The organism is Streptomyces shaanxiensis, from assembly GCF_039537145.1.
In the GTDB taxonomy this organism is placed as follows: Bacteria; Actinomycetota; Actinomycetes; order Streptomycetales; family Streptomycetaceae; genus Streptomyces; species Streptomyces shaanxiensis.
Genome location: NZ_BAAAZY010000009.1, coordinates 198,523 through 212,896, shown reverse-complemented (window position 1 = coordinate 212,896; position 14,374 = coordinate 198,523). Strand labels below are relative to the sequence as shown.

General features: G+C 70.0%; 14 protein-coding genes and 1 pseudogene. 7 read left to right on the top strand and 8 right to left on the bottom strand.

The genetic code is table 11. The annotated features are described in order from the left end of the window. Window positions 1-219 (top strand): annotated as a pseudogene (locus tag ABD932_RS14020) (hypothetical protein); the annotation flags it as partial. Here the strand turns inward: ABD932_RS14020 and ABD932_RS14015 are convergent. The 3 genes from ABD932_RS14015 to ABD932_RS14000 all read right to left on the bottom strand — a co-directional run bounded on the left by ABD932_RS14015 (window position 120) and on the right by ABD932_RS14000 (window position 2,421). Continuing rightward, complete coding sequence (locus ABD932_RS14015) at window positions 120-560, bottom strand: hypothetical protein (protein ID WP_345012382.1); 441 nt, start codon at window positions 558-560, stop codon at window positions 120-122. The pseudogene ABD932_RS14020 and the gene ABD932_RS14015 sit on opposite strands and share 100 nt — an antisense overlap. 209 nt (window positions 561-769) lie before the next feature. After that, window positions 770-1,872 (bottom strand): IS630 family transposase gene (locus ABD932_RS43975; RefSeq protein WP_425587458.1). Its coding sequence is split into 2 segments (ribosomal slippage): window positions 770-1,419 and window positions 1,419-1,872, totalling 1,104 coding nucleotides; the frame shifts between segments, so codons are not numbered across the junction. 126 nt (window positions 1,873-1,998) lie between these two features. Further along, window positions 1,999-2,421 (bottom strand): YjbQ family protein, encoded by a 423-nt coding sequence (locus ABD932_RS14000; protein ID WP_345012360.1) that lies wholly within the window; start codon window positions 2,419-2,421, stop codon window positions 1,999-2,001. Window positions 2,422-2,554: 133 nt separating this feature from the next. Between ABD932_RS14000 and ABD932_RS43970 the strand changes: the two genes are divergently transcribed. The 5 genes from ABD932_RS43970 to ABD932_RS13980 all read left to right on the top strand — a co-directional run bounded on the left by ABD932_RS43970 (window position 2,555) and on the right by ABD932_RS13980 (window position 6,752). Next, the gene (locus ABD932_RS43970; RefSeq protein WP_313884353.1) at window positions 2,555-2,638 is read left to right on the top strand and encodes a putative leader peptide; all 84 of its coding nucleotides are present in this window, start codon (window positions 2,555-2,557) and stop codon (window positions 2,636-2,638) included. Between the two features lie 137 nt (window positions 2,639-2,775). Continuing rightward, window positions 2,776-3,675 (top strand): ABC transporter permease, encoded by a 900-nt coding sequence (locus ABD932_RS13995; RefSeq protein WP_345012357.1) that lies wholly within the window; start codon window positions 2,776-2,778, stop codon window positions 3,673-3,675. Then, window positions 3,648-4,439, top strand: a complete 792-nt coding sequence (locus ABD932_RS13990) for an ABC transporter ATP-binding protein (protein ID WP_345012355.1) — start codon at window positions 3,648-3,650, stop codon at window positions 4,437-4,439. The genes ABD932_RS13995 and ABD932_RS13990 overlap by 28 nt, the downstream gene beginning before the upstream one ends. 79 nt (window positions 4,440-4,518) lie before the next feature. Then, window positions 4,519-5,544 (top strand): ABC transporter substrate-binding protein, encoded by a 1,026-nt coding sequence (locus ABD932_RS13985; RefSeq protein ID WP_345012353.1) that lies wholly within the window; start codon window positions 4,519-4,521, stop codon window positions 5,542-5,544. Between the two features lie 122 nt (window positions 5,545-5,666). Next, on the top strand, window positions 5,667-6,752 hold the full coding sequence (locus ABD932_RS13980; protein ID WP_345012351.1) for an NAD(P)-binding domain-containing protein: 1,086 nt from the start codon (window positions 5,667-5,669) through the stop codon (window positions 6,750-6,752). A gap of 42 nt (window positions 6,753-6,794) precedes the next feature. Here the strand turns inward: ABD932_RS13980 and mltG are convergent, their stop codons facing one another. Continuing rightward, on the bottom strand, window positions 6,795-7,649 hold the full coding sequence (gene mltG, locus ABD932_RS13975) for an endolytic transglycosylase MltG (protein WP_345012349.1): 855 nt from the start codon (window positions 7,647-7,649) through the stop codon (window positions 6,795-6,797). A gap of 43 nt (window positions 7,650-7,692) precedes the next feature. Then, window positions 7,693-9,504 (bottom strand): ABC transporter ATP-binding protein, encoded by a 1,812-nt coding sequence (locus ABD932_RS13970; RefSeq protein WP_345012347.1) that lies wholly within the window; start codon window positions 9,502-9,504, stop codon window positions 7,693-7,695. A 93-nt stretch (window positions 9,505-9,597) separates the two neighbouring features. Here ABD932_RS13970 and ABD932_RS13965 point away from each other — a divergent pair, with 93 nt between their 5' ends. Next, entirely contained in the window at window positions 9,598-10,047 is a 450-nt protein-coding gene (locus ABD932_RS13965) for a MarR family winged helix-turn-helix transcriptional regulator (protein ID WP_345012345.1), read from the top strand. 84 nt (window positions 10,048-10,131) lie between these two features. Here the strand turns inward: ABD932_RS13965 and ABD932_RS13960 are convergent, their stop codons facing one another. The 3 genes from ABD932_RS13960 to ABD932_RS13950 form a co-directional block, all read right to left on the bottom strand. Beyond that, window positions 10,132-11,613, bottom strand: coding sequence for a cation:dicarboxylate symporter family transporter (locus tag ABD932_RS13960; protein ID WP_345012342.1), 1,482 nt, complete (start codon window positions 11,611-11,613; stop codon window positions 10,132-10,134). Window positions 11,614-11,788: 175 nt separating this feature from the next. Beyond that, window positions 11,789-13,423 (bottom strand): peptide-N4-asparagine amidase, encoded by a 1,635-nt coding sequence (locus ABD932_RS13955; protein ID WP_345012339.1) that lies wholly within the window; start codon window positions 13,421-13,423, stop codon window positions 11,789-11,791. 50 nt (window positions 13,424-13,473) lie between these two features. Beyond that, window positions 13,474-14,253 (bottom strand): L,D-transpeptidase family protein, encoded by a 780-nt coding sequence (locus ABD932_RS13950; protein ID WP_345012337.1) that lies wholly within the window; start codon window positions 14,251-14,253, stop codon window positions 13,474-13,476. Window positions 14,254-14,374 lie beyond the last annotated feature (121 nt).

Below are 14,374 nucleotides of genomic sequence, written 5' to 3'. Positions count from 1 at the left end.
GATCGAACACCACCTGTTTCCCAGCATGCCCAGCCCCAACCTGCCCAAGGCCCGCACCATTGTCGGCGCTACTGCCAGGAACTGGGCGTGGACTACGTGGAGACCGGGCTGATCACCTCCTACCGGAAGGCTCTTGTCAGTCTCCACCAGGCCGGAGCACCGCTTCGCACACCGGCGTCCCGGCAGGAACGTGCCCTTGCCATCGGCGGCAGTGATTGACGGAGCAGATACGACCGGCGGGCCACCGGTGACGATGAGGCGCGCGGAACTACGGTGCACGAGCCGTCCCGGCGGAGATGGGGCGCGCGCAGCGCGGCCTCGATCGCGTAGGCGACGGAGGAGACCGGGTCCGCGATCACGGCGAAGGCGAAAGCGAAGAAGAGGACCGAGTGCCGCGGCGAGCGGCCGCGAACAGCGGAGGAAGCGGCGCCGCCGCTGCGGCCGCCTGGCTGGCTGTACGGGGTGCAGGAGATCGCCGGTGCGGCGGGCAGGGCGGTGTGCGGTGTGAACGTCGTGTAGCCGCTCCAGGACCCGAAGTCCGTGCCGTCGTAGGCCCGCACGCGGAAGCGCCGTGCAGGTCACGCGGCCACAAGCCATGACAGGACGACCCGGCCCCAAACTCACGGGCAGCGGATTCAGTCCGTTCAGGCGAAGTTGACACTCCGACAGCCAAAAATGAACGTTTTCGCGGGTCAGCGGCCTGCACGAGTGGGGCCGGTGGGACTCGAACCCACGGCCGACGGATTATGAGTCCGCCGCTACACATTACTCAGGTTGAATCCGTGATGTCCGGTGTCTCGATCAGGCCCTGAAGGTCCAGGCCGGTGGTCGGCAGGCAGCCTGTGATCAGGTGCGGCCGGTACTGGATCTTCTTGAGTTTCCGCTTGATGACGCGGGTCAGGTGCGCGAGGTCGGTGGCGGCGAAGTCGGCCAGGGCCCGCTTGAGCAGGCTCCAGATGCCCTCCTGCGGGTTGATCTCTGGTGCGTACGGCGGCAGATGGAAGATGACCAGCCAGTCCTTGTGCTCCGCCTCGAAGTCGAAGAGCTCCTGCTGCAGATGCACACTCAGGTTGTCCCAGACCCACACCACGGGGGTGCCGAGCTGCAGGTGGACCATGCGGATGAAGTCCCGGTAGTCGTTCCAGGCGAAGGTCTTCGGCTCGCCCCTGCGGCCGCGGTTCACGTGCAGCTTGAAGAACATCCGAGGCCGGTGGCCGGGCTTGAAACACACCGCGCCGGCGATGTTGACCCGGCCGCCGCGCCGCCCGGCCACCCGCACCACGGGTCTGGCCCCGCGCGGGGCCCAGGTCCGGCCCTTCGGCGGGATCAGCGACTGGCCGGACTCGTCCGCGAAACAGATGTGGGCGCCCAGGTCGTGCGCGGTACTTTTACCCGCGGCCACACCTCGGCCTTCCACACCTCGATCGCCGCCTCGTCCTGCTCCAGCGCCCGCCGCACGGGCACCTGGCAGCTCCAGCCATGCCGCTTCAGCAGCCGCCACACGCCCTGCACGGTGTAGCCGACGTGGAACAGCCGGCCGATCAGCAGCTTCACCCGCTTCAGCGTCCAGCCCTGCGCCTCGTCGTCGAAGCCGTGCGCCAGCGGGCCCCGTTTCAACTCCGCCTCCAGCCGCTGCCACTGCGCCGGCGACAGCCGCTCCACCGCCATCGGCCCCGCTGACGCCAACGCTCCGGCACCGCCCTGCCGCCAGGCCGCCCGCCATCGGCGCACCGACCGGTCCGTCACCCGTAACTCGGCCGCGATCCGGGCCGTGCCCGCCCCGGCCTCGAACCACTTGGCCGCCTCGAGGCGCACGGCCTCCCGCTTCACCTGCCCGGCAGGCGTCAGCCCGCCCCCTTGCGCATACCGCATGAAGACGTCGTACCGCAGGGATCACGACCCGTCACCACACCCCGGACATCACGGATTCAACCTGAGTAAGGGCGAGCCGGACTCGTTGGGTACGGCCGGACTTCAGACCTTCAGTCGCCATCCTCGTCACGCAAGGAACGACAACCGCACCTGGCGACGAGGATTGTCCTTGTTCGTGTCGACGAGGCACACCGACTGCCACGTCCCGAGCTCCAGCCGCCCGCCCAGGACCGGCAGCGTGGCGTGGGGCGGGACGAAGGCCGGGAGGACGTGGTCGCGGCCGTGGCCGGGACTGCCGTGCCGGTGTTGCCAGCGGTCGTCGGCGGGGAGGAGGGTGTGGAGGGCGGCGAGGAGGTCGTCGTCGCTGCCGGCACCCGTCTCGATGATCGCGATACCGGCCGTGGCGTGCGGCACGAAGACGTTAAGAAGGCCGTCGCGGCCTGCCGCCGCCTCCCGCAGGAAGGCCTCACAGTCGGGGGTGAGGTCCACGACCCGCTCCGAGGAGCCGGAGGCGACGTTCAGAACTCGGGTGGTGAAGGCGTCTGACATGCCGTCCATCCTCGCCCATGCACCGGGGTTCGCATGCGAGGAGACGGCCGACGGCGGTCGAGCCGTGATACGCAAGGTCCACTTCGCGAGACACCGTTGACCGTCGCCGCGCCATCTGGCTACTTTCAGCGGCATGTTGCGTTCAGCCCTGCTCACCACGCGCGGTCACATCGACCTGCTGCGGGTGGCCTCCGCCGCGTGTCGCCGCGGCCGCTGACGCTGTCTTCTTCCTCTCTCCCAGCTGCCGGCTCGCCGCTCTACGGCACCGCTCCACCCGCACGTCTGACCTCGCTGTGAGACGTGGCGGCGCCGAAGCGCACGCCCCCGTCGGCCGCTCTCCCCCGTGGAGCACTCATGAGCATCAGCCATGCCCCACCCGGCTCTTCCGAGCCGGATATTTCCGATATACCCGATGGTGCCCTGGTCAAGGCCACCGCCGCCCCCTCCCCGCCCGACCTCGAGCCCCTCCTCCCCGCCTCCTCCCGCCGCACCCGCGTCCCCCGCTGGCTGCGCCGCACCACGGGCCCGGTCCTGCTCCTCATCCTGTGGCAACTGCTCAGCACCACAGGCGTGTTGACCTCCGACGTCCTCGCCTCGCCGGGCCGCATCGCCCAGGTAGCGGGCGATCTGATCGCGGACGGCTCGCTGTCCTCGGCCATGGCGACGTCCCTGACGCGCGTCGCCGCCGGGCTGGCGCTGGGCACCGTGGTGGGCACCGGACTCGCCCTCGTCTCGGGCCTGTTCCGGATCGGCGAGGACCTGGTGGACGCGCCCGTGCAGATGCTGCGGACCGTGCCCTTCGTGGGGCTCATCCCGCTGTTCATCATCTGGTTCGGCATCGGCGAGGCGCCCAAGGTCGCCATCATCACGCTCGGCGTGACGTTCCCGCTCTACCTCAACGTGTACGCCGGTATCCGCGGGGTGGACTCCCAGTTGATCGAGGCCGGGGAGTCCCTCGGGCTGTCCAGGTGGGGCCTGGTGCGGCATGTCGTGCTGCCCGGTGCGCTGCCGGGAGCCCTGACCGGCCTGCGCTACTCGCTCGGCATCGCCTGGCTGGCCCTCGTCTTCGCCGAGCAGGTCAACGCCGACTCCGGCATCGGGTTCCTGATGGTGCAGGCGCGGGACTTCCTGCGCACCGACGTGATCGTGGTCTGCCTGATCGTCTACGCCTTCCTCGGCCTGCTCGCCGACTTCATCGTCCGCTCCCTCGAAAGGCTGCTGCTGCAATGGCGACCGACGTTCACCGGCCGGTGAGCCCCGAGGCCGCGCAGGCCTCCGAGACCTCCCAGTCCACGCAGGCCACGCCGCCCACGCAGGCCGTACACGTCGCGGGCCTGACCCGCGCCTTCGACGGCCGTGCCGTCATCGACCGGCTCGACCTCGACGTCCGGCCGGGCGAGTTCGTGGCCCTCCTCGGCCGCAGCGGCTGCGGCAAGTCCACCCTGCTGCGCATCCTCGCCGGCCTCGACCGCGACATCGAGGGCACCGTCCTGGTGCCGCGCCGCAAGGCCGTCGCCTTCCAGGCGCCGCGGCTGATGCCGTGGAAGAAGGTGTGGCGCAACGTGCTGCTCGGCCTGCCGGACAAGCCCGGGCGTACCGTCGCCGAGCAGGCCCTGAAGGAGGTCGGCCTGGACCACCGTACGGACGCCTGGCCCAAGACCCTCTCGGGCGGAGAGGCCCAACGCGCCTCACTCGCACGGGCGTTGGTCCGTGAGCCCGATCTGCTGCTGCTCGACGAGCCGTTCGGCGCGCTCGACGCGCTCACCCGCATCAAGGCCCAGCGGCTGGTCGGCGAGTTGTGGCAGCGGCGCGGCTGCGCGGTCCTGCTCGTCACGCACGACGTCGAGGAGGCCGTACTCCTCGCCGACCGTGTCCTGGTGATGGACGAGGGGGTCATCGCGCACGAGCAGCGCATCGACCTCGACCGCCCCCGCGACATCACCGACCCCCGGTTCGCCGAACTGCGCGCCGGCCTCCTGGAGCGACTTGGCGTCGACACGGCCGCCGAAGCCGCCTGATCACCCACCCCCTCCTTCCATCCTCGGTTCCACCCATCCCCGGTTCCACCCATCCTCAGTTCCACAGAACGGATCCGTCATGCGACGTCGCCTCGTCCCCGCCGCGCTGCTTCTCCCCCTGGCCCTGCTCCTGTCCGCCTGCGGCGGCAGCTCGTCGGCCTCGACCGGCGGCGACACCGACGGATCGGGCTCCCTCACCCTCAACGTCGGTGACCAGAAGGGCGGTTCGGAGGCCATCCTGCGCGCCGCCGGAGAGCTGAAGAACCTCGACTACAAGATCAAGTGGTCGACCTTCACCTCCGGTCCGCCGCTGCTGGAGGCCGTCAACGCCAAGGCCGTCGACATCGGCGGCGTCGGCAACACCCCGCCGGTCTTCGCGGCGGGTGCCGGCTCGAAGATCACGGCGGTGGCCGCGTTCAAGGGCACCTCCAAGGGCGACGCGATCCTCGTGCCGAACGACTCGAAGCTGACGAAGCCCGGGCAGCTCAAGGGCAGGTCGATCGCCGTGGCGCAGGGTTCCTCCGCCAACTACCAGCTGGTCGCGTCCCTCAAGGCGGCCGGGCTGAGCCTGAACGACGTCGACGTCAAGTACCTCCAGCCGGCCGACGCGCTGGCCGCGTTCACCGCCGGCAAGGTCGACGCGTGGGCGGTGTGGGATCCGTACACCTCGCAGGTGCTCCAGTCCCAGCAGGGCCGGATCCTGACGACCGGCGACGGGATCACCAACGGGCTCACCTTCCAGGTGGCGGCGCCCTCCGCGCTGAAGGACAAAGAGAAGGCCGCCGCCATCAAGGACTACCTGGAGCGGCTGCGGCGTGCCACGGCGTGGGTGCACGACCACCAGGAGGAGTGGGCGAAGGTCTGGGCGAAGGACACCGGGCTGCCGTACGAGGTCGCGCTGGCCTCGGTGAAGCGCACCAACTCCACCCGGATCTCGGTCGCGGTGGACAAGCCGCTCATCGCCTCCGAGCAGGAGATCGCCGACACCTTCACCGAGCTCAAGCTCATCCCGAAGAAGGTGGACTTCGGCCGGTTCGTGGACACGCGGTACAACGGCGACCTGCCGCCGTCGACCACTGAGGCGCACGCCTCGGAGGGTTCGTGACATGACCGTCCACCTCCGCTGGTTCGCGGTCCGCGCTGATCCGCGTGCCTCCGGTCGTGCCCGGGTCGTGCCCGAGTCGTACCTCGGGGAAGATCCGCACCCCCTCGGCGGTTAGTAGAAACGTGAACGATATCGAGGTGGTCGAGGAAATCGACGTAGTCGTCATAGGCGCTGGTCAGGCAGGCCTCTCCAGCGCCTACCACCTGCGGCGCACCGGTTTCGAGCCGGACCGTGACTTCGTCGTCCTCGACCACTCCCCCGGTCCGGGCGGCGCCTGGCAGTTCCGGTGGCCTTCCCTGACGTACGGCAAGGTGCACGGGATGCACTCGCTGCCCGGGATGGAGCTGACCGACGCCGCGCCCGAGAGGCCGTCGTCCGAGGTCATCGCCGAGTACTTCGACACGTACGAGCTGACCTTCGACCTGCGTGTCCGGCGGCCCGTCGACGTGCGTGCCGTGCGGGAGGGCCCGGAGGGGCGGCTACTCGTCGAGACTTCGGCGGGGACCTGGGCGACCCGTGCGCTGATCAACGCGACCGGGACCTGGGACCGGCCGTTCTGGCCGCGCTACCCCGGCCAGGAGACGTTCCGGGGGCGGCAGTTGCACACCGCGCAGTACCCCGGGCCCGAGGAGTTCGCCGGACAGCGGGTCGTGGTCGTGGGCGGCGGCGCCTCCGGCACCCAGCATCTGCTGGAGATCGCCCCGTACGCGGCCGCCACGACGTGGGTCACGCGGCGTCCACCGGTGTTCCGCGAGGGCCCGTTCACCGAGGACGTGGGCCGGGCGGCCGTCGCGCTCGTCGAGGAGCGGGTCCGGCAGGGGCTGCCGCCGAAGAGCGTCGTCTCGGTCACGGGGCTGCCCCTGAACGACGCCGTCCGGCAGGGGCTCGCGGACGGGGTCCTGGACCGGCGGCCCATGTTCGACCGCGTCACGCCGGACGGGGTGGAGTGGCGGGACGGTCAGCGCGTGGACGCCGATGTCATCCTGTGGGCGACGGGTTTCCGCGCCGCCATCGATCACTTGGCGCCGCTGCGGCTGCGCGAGCCGGGCGGCGGGATCCGGGTGGAAGGGACGCGCGCGGTCGCCGATCCCCGTGTCCACCTCGTCGGTTACGGCCCGTCCGCCAGCACGATCGGCGCCAACCGGGCCGGGCGCGCGGCCGTACGGGACATCAGGCGGTCGTCGGCGGAGGATCTGCTCGCCGCCTGACGTACCGGCCGCCCGATGGCCGTGGGCCACCGCACCGTCGGCTCACTTCGACGGCTTGGGGCTCGCCTTCTGCTTCTGCTGGGCGTTGAACTCGGTGACATTGCGCTGGTGTTCCGCGTAGTCGGCGGTGAAGCGGGTGTCGCCCGGCTTGACCGTGACGAAGTACAGCCAGTCGCCCGGCGAGGGGTTGATCGCGGCGCGCATAGCCTCCTCGCCCGGGTTGTCGATCGGTGTGGGCGGCAGGCCCATGCGCTGGTACGAGTTGTAGGGGCTCTCGATCCGGGTGTCGGCCTCGGTGGTCCGGAGCGTGGAGCGGCCCAGCGCGTAGTTGATGGTGGAGTCCATCTGCAGCGGCATCCCGCGCTCCAGCCGGTTGAAGACGACCCGCGCCACCTTGCCCATGTCGGCCTTGCTGCCGGCCTCGGCCTGGACGATGCTCGCGATGGTGACCGCCTGATAGACGTTCATGGCGTTGCGTTGCGCGCCGGCGGCGATCGGGGCGCCGCTGAACTTCTTGTTGGCGGTGTCGACCATGGCCGACAGTAGGGACTCGGGCGTTGCCCGCTTGCCGTTCCGCTCCAGCGGATACGTCGCCGGGAAGAGGTAGCCCTCGGGGTTGCCCTCGGCGTCGTTCGGCAGCTTGAGGTCGAGTTTGTGGAGGGAATTCTTCGTGGCACCGTTCGGCAGGGCGAGGGCCTTGTCGACGGCGGCGTAGATCTGGCTCGCGCGCCAGCCCTCCGGGATCACCAGGGTGGTGGGCTTCGGCTTTCCCTCGCCCGGGCTCAACAGCGGCACCGCCACGGCGGTACCGGCCACGACGGCGCCGGCGGCGATGAGAGCGATACGGCCCCGGCGCGTCAGTCGAATCGTTCTCCGTGACGGAGTGTTCAAGTACATGCCGGAACGGTAACCCGCACATGGTCACAAACCCGGCATAACGTCACCCCGTCGGCTCCAGTTGGGCGTCTCGGCGGACCAGCCCCGCATACCGCCCCTCCTGCTCCAACAGCTCCTCGTGCGTCCCCCGTTCGGCCACGCGCCCCGCATCGAGGACGACGATCTGGTCGGCGCCCCGAATGGTGGACAGGCGGTGGGCGATGGTGACCGTGGTGCGGTTGGCGGACAGGGCGTCGATGGCCTCCTGCACGGCGTGTTCGGTGCGGGTGTCCAGCGCGCTGGTCGCCTCATCGAGGATGAGGACCGGCGGATCGCGCAGGATCGTGCGGGCGATGGCCAGGCGCTGCTTCTCGCCGCCGGAGAAGCGGTGGCCACGTTCGCCCACAACCGTGTCGTAGCCGTCGGGCAGCGCGGCGATGTGGTCGTGGATCTGGGCCGCCCGGGCCGCCACGCGCAGTTCGTCGTCGGTGGCGTCCGGCTTGGCGAAGCGCAGGTTGTCGGCGACGGAGGCATGGAAGAGGTACGTCTCCTGCGAGACGACCCCGACCGCGCGGGCCAGGGTGTCGAAGTCGAGGTCGCGCACGTCGACGCCGTCGAGGGTGACCCGGCCGCCCGTCACGTCGTACAGCCGCGGCACGAGATGACCGAGCGTCGACTTTCCGGCGCCGGTCGGGCCGACGACCGCGAGGCTGCCGCCCGCCGGGACGGTGAGGTCGATGCCGTCGAGGATCACACCCCCCTTTCCGTCGTTCCCGTCGTAGCGGAACTCCACGTTCTCGAAGCGGACCTCGCCCTTGACGTCGTCGAGGTGGACGGGCTCCTCCCGTTCGGTGATGTCGATGGGCAGGTCGAGGTACTCGAAGATGCGCTGGAAGAGCGCAAGCGAGGCCTGGATCTGGACGCCGGTGGACAGCAGGCTGACGGCCGGGCGGAACAGGCCCTGCTGGAGCGAGACGAAGGCGACGATCGTGCCGATCGAGACCTGCGGGCCGCCGAGTTGGAGGGCCATCCCCGCGGTCCAGTAGATGAAGGCGGGCATGGCGGCCATGACGATGCCGATGACGGACATGCGCCAGCGGCCGGCCATGTTCGACCGCACTTCGAGATCGACCAGCCGCTCGGACTCGTCGGAGAAGGACTTGGTCAGCGAGTCGGAGCGGCCCATCGTGCGGCCGAGCAGGATGCCGCTGACCGAGAGCGACTCGGTGACCGTGGCGGCCATCGCGGCCATCTGCTTCTGACGCTGGGTGGTGATCTTCTTGCGTTCGTTGCCGACACGGCGGCTGATCCAGACGAAGACCGGCAGCAGGAGCAGGGACACGACGGTCAGGCGCCAGTCGAGGGCGATCATCGCAACGATCGTGGCGACCACGCTGGTCAGGTTGGAGACCAGGGAGGTCGCGGTGGAGGTGACGGTGGCCTGCATGCCGCCGATGTCGTTGGCGATGCGGGACTGGACCTCGCCGGTGCGGGTGCGGGTGAAGAAGGCGAGCGACATGCGCTGCAGGCGGCCGTAGACCGAGGTGCGCAGGTCGTGCATGACGCGTTGACCGACCGTCGTGGAGATCAGCGTCTGCAGCACGCCGAAGACGCCGCTCAGCACGGCGCTGAGGATCATGCCGAGCGCGAGCAGGCTCAGCAGGCCGGTGCGGCCCTCGGGGATCGCGACGTCGAGGATCGCCTTGAGCAGGAAGGGCGTGGCCACGCCGACCAGCGAGGAGGCGCCGACGAGCAGGCCGACGACGGCGAGGCGGCCGCGGTACGGACGGAAGAGGCTCAGGATGCGGCGCACCTGCCGGGGCTGCTCCTGCTCTGCGGCGGATGGCGTCCAGATGGGTTCGTTGTCGGGGTGCATGGGCTCCTACGGAGGTGTGATGATGCGGACTGACGGAGCTTAGCTCATTGTTACCTATGCTCACAATGAATGTCGTCCTGATATTGTTCCCGCATGACCACGCCCGATCCCGACGGCCCGCTCGCCGAGCAGCTCCTGCGCTTCACCCGCCGGGTCCACCGCATCCAGAAACAGCACCTGCAGGAGTGCGGCCTGGGCGTCACCCCGGCCCAGTCCCGCCTGCTGCGCACGCTCGCGCACTACGACTCGCCGCCCCGGATGGCCGATCTCGCCGAGCGCCTGGAGGTGGTCCCGCGCGCGGTGACGTCGCTGGTCGACGGGCTGGAGGCGAGCGGGAAGGTACGGCGGGTGCCGGATCCGACGAACCGGCGGGTGATCCGGATCGAGCTCACCGACGACGGGCGGAAGGCCCTGCGGGAGCTGCACGGTGCGCGGCGGTCGGCGGCGGAGGAGATCCTTGCGCCGCTGACGGACGAACAGCGCGAGGTGCTGGGCGAGTTGCTGGACACGCTGATCGACGGGGGCGGGGAGCGGCGCTGCTGAACGGCGCGCCGAACAGCGGACAGGCCGCGGCCACCCCTCCGTACTGCTGGAGGGGTGGCCGCGGCCTGTTTCCGGTGATCCGGCTCAACTGGCGTCGGAGGCGGTCTCCTTGCTCGACTGGGCGGGAACGGCGACCGGCTCTGCGGGCTCCGTCGCCTCGGACTTCCGGAGCTCGGCCTTCTCCGGCTCCTCGGCCTTCTTGAGTTCCGCCTTCTCCGGCTCCTCGGCCTTCTCGAGGTCCGCCTTCTCCGGCTCCTCATCGTCCAGCTCGACCACGATCTCGCCGTTCAGGACCTTCTTCGCCCGCTCCTTGTCCAGCGCCCCCTCCCAGCGGGAGACCGCGAAGACGGCGACGCAGTTGCCGAGCAGGTTGGTGACGACGCGCATCGAGTCCATGATGCGGTCCACGCCGAGGAGCAGGGCGACCGCTCCGGCCGGGATGGCGCCCAGCGAGGAGGCGGTCGCGGACAGCGCGAGGAACGCCGAACCGGGGATGCCCGCCATGCCCTTGCTGGTCAGCATCAGCACCAGGATCACGGTGATCTGCTGACTGAAGCTGAGGTCGACGCCCACGGCCTGGGCGATGAACAGCGTACCGATGGACAGGTAGAGCGAGGCGCCGTCGAGGTTGAAGGAGTAACCCGTCGGCAGCACCAGACCCACGGCGTCGTCACGGGCGCCGGCCTTGCGCAGCTTCTGCATCACCCGCGGCAGGACCGACTCGGTGGACGCGGTGCCGAGCGCGAGCAGCATCTCCTCACGGATGTAGCGCAGGAACTTCCAGAGGCTGAGCCCGGTGACGACCTTCAGCGCGATGGCGAGGAGCGCGATGAAGAGCGCCGCGGCCGCGTAGCACAGGACGATCAGCTTGCCGTAAGTCTCGATCACGCCGAGCCCGTAGTTGCCGATCAGGACGGCCATGGCGCCGAACACCGCGATCGGGGCCAGCCGCATGACGAAGCCGACGATCGCGAAGATGATCTCCTGGGCCTGCTCGATGGCGGGCAGCACCTGCGGCACCTTGGTGTGCCCGAGGTGCAGCAGCGCGGCACCCACCAGACAGGCCAGCACGAGCACCTGCAGCAGGGAGTTCTCGGCGAAGGCGCCGATGAAACTGGTGGGCAGGGCGTTCAGGGCGAACTCGGTCGTCGAGGGCAGCGACCCGCCGTTCGTCTTCGCGTCGACCGCCGAGGCGTCGAGCGTGGAGGGGTCGACGTTCATCCCGGACCCGGGCTGGACCAAGTTGGCGGCGAGGAGCCCGATCAGCAGGGCGAGCGTGCTCGCGACCTCGAACCAGATCAGGGCCTTCAGCCCTATCCGGCCGAACGCCTTCAGGTCACCGGCCTTGGCGATGCCGACGACGACCACACAGAACACGAGCGGCGAGATGATCGTCTTGATGAGCCGGATGAAACCGTCGCCGAGCGGCTGAAGATCCGCGCCGAAGCCGGGCCACAGCTTCCCGACGACGATTCCGAGGACGAGCGCGCAGGCGACCTGCGCGAAGAGAGAGGTACGCAGCATGCGTGCGACGCGTCGCGGCAGGGACGGTACGGACGGCGGCACGGGCACTCCTTGGGGACGGCGGCACACAGAAGCCCCCAGGGACGGTTGGGACTTCTGCCATACGGAAAGCGGATTCCGTGCCGATCACTTTGAAGGTGATGATGTCCTTACACAAGACCCCCGTGTTGCATCCGTGTAAATCGAGCCCCGAGTGACGCATCGCACACCACCCGCCTCAGCAGCCGCTGCGATCCTCGGTGAGCACCCCTTGGACGCTGGCCAGAGAGCGGTCGTAGCAGCCGCCCGAGCCGTACAGCCGGTAGCGCTCGCTCGTCGTTCCGACCGCGTGCCGCTGGTCGCGCGGGACGTTCGTCGTCCAGGTGGCGTCGCCGGTGTAGGTGTCGTCGAGCCGCGACCAGGCGATGGACCGTCCGCCGTACGACGTGCCGGCATCGGCCCGGTCACCGAGGGTCAGGACGGTGCGCAGCCGGTCGTCCGCGCCGAGGGTGGTCGTGCCGTCCATGGTGTACGTCCGCTCGGTGCGCGTGGTGCGGGCGGGTCCGCGCCCGTCGACCGTGACCGACTCGGCGTCCGTCCAAGTGGCGTCGAGGGCGTCGAGGTTCTCGCCGTCGGTCCAGCGGTGGACGGAGGTGTTGCTCAGCGCACGGCGGACGGTCGTCGCCACCCGGCCGTGCGAGGTGTCGACGTAGCCGGCGACGGTCAGCCGGTGACCACCCTCCGTGTCCACCCGGTGCTCCGAACCGGGCGTGTACGTCGAGGAGTTGGCGAGGTCGCCGACCCGGTGCGCGGTGAGCTTCCCGGTGACGTGCGCGCTCTTCGCGTCCTGCCAGACCAGGACGTTCACGGGTGCGCTCCAGCCGCTCTGCCCCTCGGGGACGCCGACGACGGAGACCTCGACACGGTGCGGGCGGCCGTCGTTGAGGAGGCCGGCGAACGGCGTCAGGTCGTATTCGATGGGCTTGACGTCGAAGGCACGCGGTCCCGGGACGACGTACCAGAGGAACGGGTTGGACCAGCCTCCGGTCCACACGTGCGGGAACGGCGCGGCGATTCCGGCGAGCCGGCCGTCGACCTTGATCTGCACCTCGCGGTAGGGGCCGTCGGCGGCCGTGCAGGAGTAGGGCGCCGGGTCGGGCGCCGACAGGTACCAGTACTCCTCGCAGCCGCCGCCGGAGCCGGTCGCGTACACCTCGGCGACGATGCGTTCGCTGTTGCGCGGGGTGGTGAGGGTGCCGTCCTGGAGGGTGAGGACGCGGTCGGGGGCGGTGGCGAGGGCGGCAGTGGCCTCGGGGGCGGGGGCAGTGGGGGCCGCCGAGGCGGGGTCGGCGTAGAACGTCAGCGTGACCCTGACGTCGATGACGCCGGTGTACGTGTCGTCGACGACGTTCCCGATGAGCATCTCGACGTCGTGGCCGCGGCGGAGGGTGTCGCTGTAGCGCGTGACGTCCTTCTCCACGGACCACTCGATGCCGTCGGGCGACGGCTGCGGAGTCGACGTACGGAAGATCTCGACGCCACCGACGTGCAGATAGCCGAGCCGGTCGTACTGGCGCCCCTTGACCTTGCCGTCCATCCGCAGCACGACCTTGCTCCAGCGGTCGCCGCAGCCTTCGGGCGGTGTGTAGGTGCCCTGGTACGGGGTGAAGTCGCGGAACTGTGCCTCGGCGACCGTGACTTGGCAGGACTTGCCGGACGGTCTGGTGACGGGCGGGGCGGCGGTGACGGGGTCGTGCCAGTCGGTGCCGAACTCGGCGGGCACATCGGCCGATCGGGCGGGGGTGGCCCCGAGGAGTGAACTCGCCAGGAGGGTCGCTCCCGCGAGCATGGACATGACGATCCGTCTCTTCATGGCCGTGTTCTATGGGGAGTTGGGCATCCGCCGCAATGACGCCTCCTGCGTCAGTGCGAACTTTTCAGGTCGGCCCTGTCCCCCATCACCACCACGGGATGCCGGTCCGGATCGAGCGTGCGCAGCAGGTACTCCATCGCCGATTCGGACAGACTGACGCACGCCGACGTGCCGCTGCCGTGGTCCATGTGCAACCAGATGCCACCGCCCTTGCCCTGCCCCTCGGGGCGGGTGGGGTCGTTGGGCGGGGTGCCCTTGACCCGGTTGTAGTCGATGGCGATGACGTAGTCGAAGTCGTGCCAGTACGACTTCCCCCACCAGCGCGGCGCCGCGAAGCCCGCGGACCTCGTGTACGGCAGTTTGGACCCGGGGTTCTTCAGTACGCCGCCCGCGTCGCTCAGCGTGAACACGCCGACGGGGCTGCGGTTGTCGCCCTCGCGGTGGTCGGTCGTCCAGCCCTTCTTGCCGTTGTGCGCGGGCCAGCTGCGGGTGCGGTCCCAGGTGGCGCCGGGCCCCGAGCCGCGCCTGGTGTAGAGCACGACCGTGGAGTCCGGGGAGTCCTTGCCGTCGCCGTAGACCGCCACGACCTGGCGGGAGTCGGTGGGGATACGTCGCTGCCAGTGGTCGCCGACGTCCGGGATGCGGGTCGGATCCCGCACCGGATCCCGCGTCGGATCAGCGGTGTCGGCCGGGCCTGTGGGGGCGCCCTTGCCGCCCGCACCCGCGCCGTGCCGCGCGCCCTCGCACCCGGTCAGGGTCGTCATCGCCGCCAGGAGGGATCCGAGTGCCGCCGCCGCGACCACCGCACGCCATGCTCCGCCGTTCCGCATCGCTCCATGGTGGCACCACGTTCCCGGTGGGGGCGGGAGGGGGACCGGAGGGGGACCAGAGGGGAACCCCAGAGACCGGGGAGACCAGGGAGACCGGAGCGGGGACCGGATCTGTGCGGCG

Coding starts and splice junctions, on each gene's coding strand:
- ABD932_RS14000 (WP_345012360.1), bottom strand. CDS start 2,421: ATGTCAGACGCCTTCACCACCCGAGTTCTGAACGTCGCCTCCGGCTCC.
- ABD932_RS43970 (WP_313884353.1), top strand. CDS start 2,555: ATGTTGCGTTCAGCCCTGCTCACCACGCGCGGTCACATCGACCTGCTG.
- ABD932_RS13995 (WP_345012357.1), top strand. CDS start 2,776: ATGAGCATCAGCCATGCCCCACCCGGCTCTTCCGAGCCGGATATTTCC.
- ABD932_RS13990 (WP_345012355.1), top strand. CDS start 3,648: ATGGCGACCGACGTTCACCGGCCGGTGAGCCCCGAGGCCGCGCAGGCC.
- ABD932_RS13985 (WP_345012353.1), top strand. CDS start 4,519: ATGCGACGTCGCCTCGTCCCCGCCGCGCTGCTTCTCCCCCTGGCCCTG.
- mltG (WP_345012349.1), bottom strand. CDS start 7,649: ATGTACTTGAACACTCCGTCACGGAGAACGATTCGACTGACGCGCCGG.
- ABD932_RS13970 (WP_345012347.1), bottom strand. CDS start 9,504: ATGCACCCCGACAACGAACCCATCTGGACGCCATCCGCCGCAGAGCAG.
- ABD932_RS13965 (WP_345012345.1), top strand. CDS start 9,598: ATGACCACGCCCGATCCCGACGGCCCGCTCGCCGAGCAGCTCCTGCGC.
- ABD932_RS13955 (WP_345012339.1), bottom strand. CDS start 13,423: ATGAAGAGACGGATCGTCATGTCCATGCTCGCGGGAGCGACCCTCCTG.
- ABD932_RS13950 (WP_345012337.1), bottom strand. CDS start 14,253: ATGCGGAACGGCGGAGCATGGCGTGCGGTGGTCGCGGCGGCGGCACTC.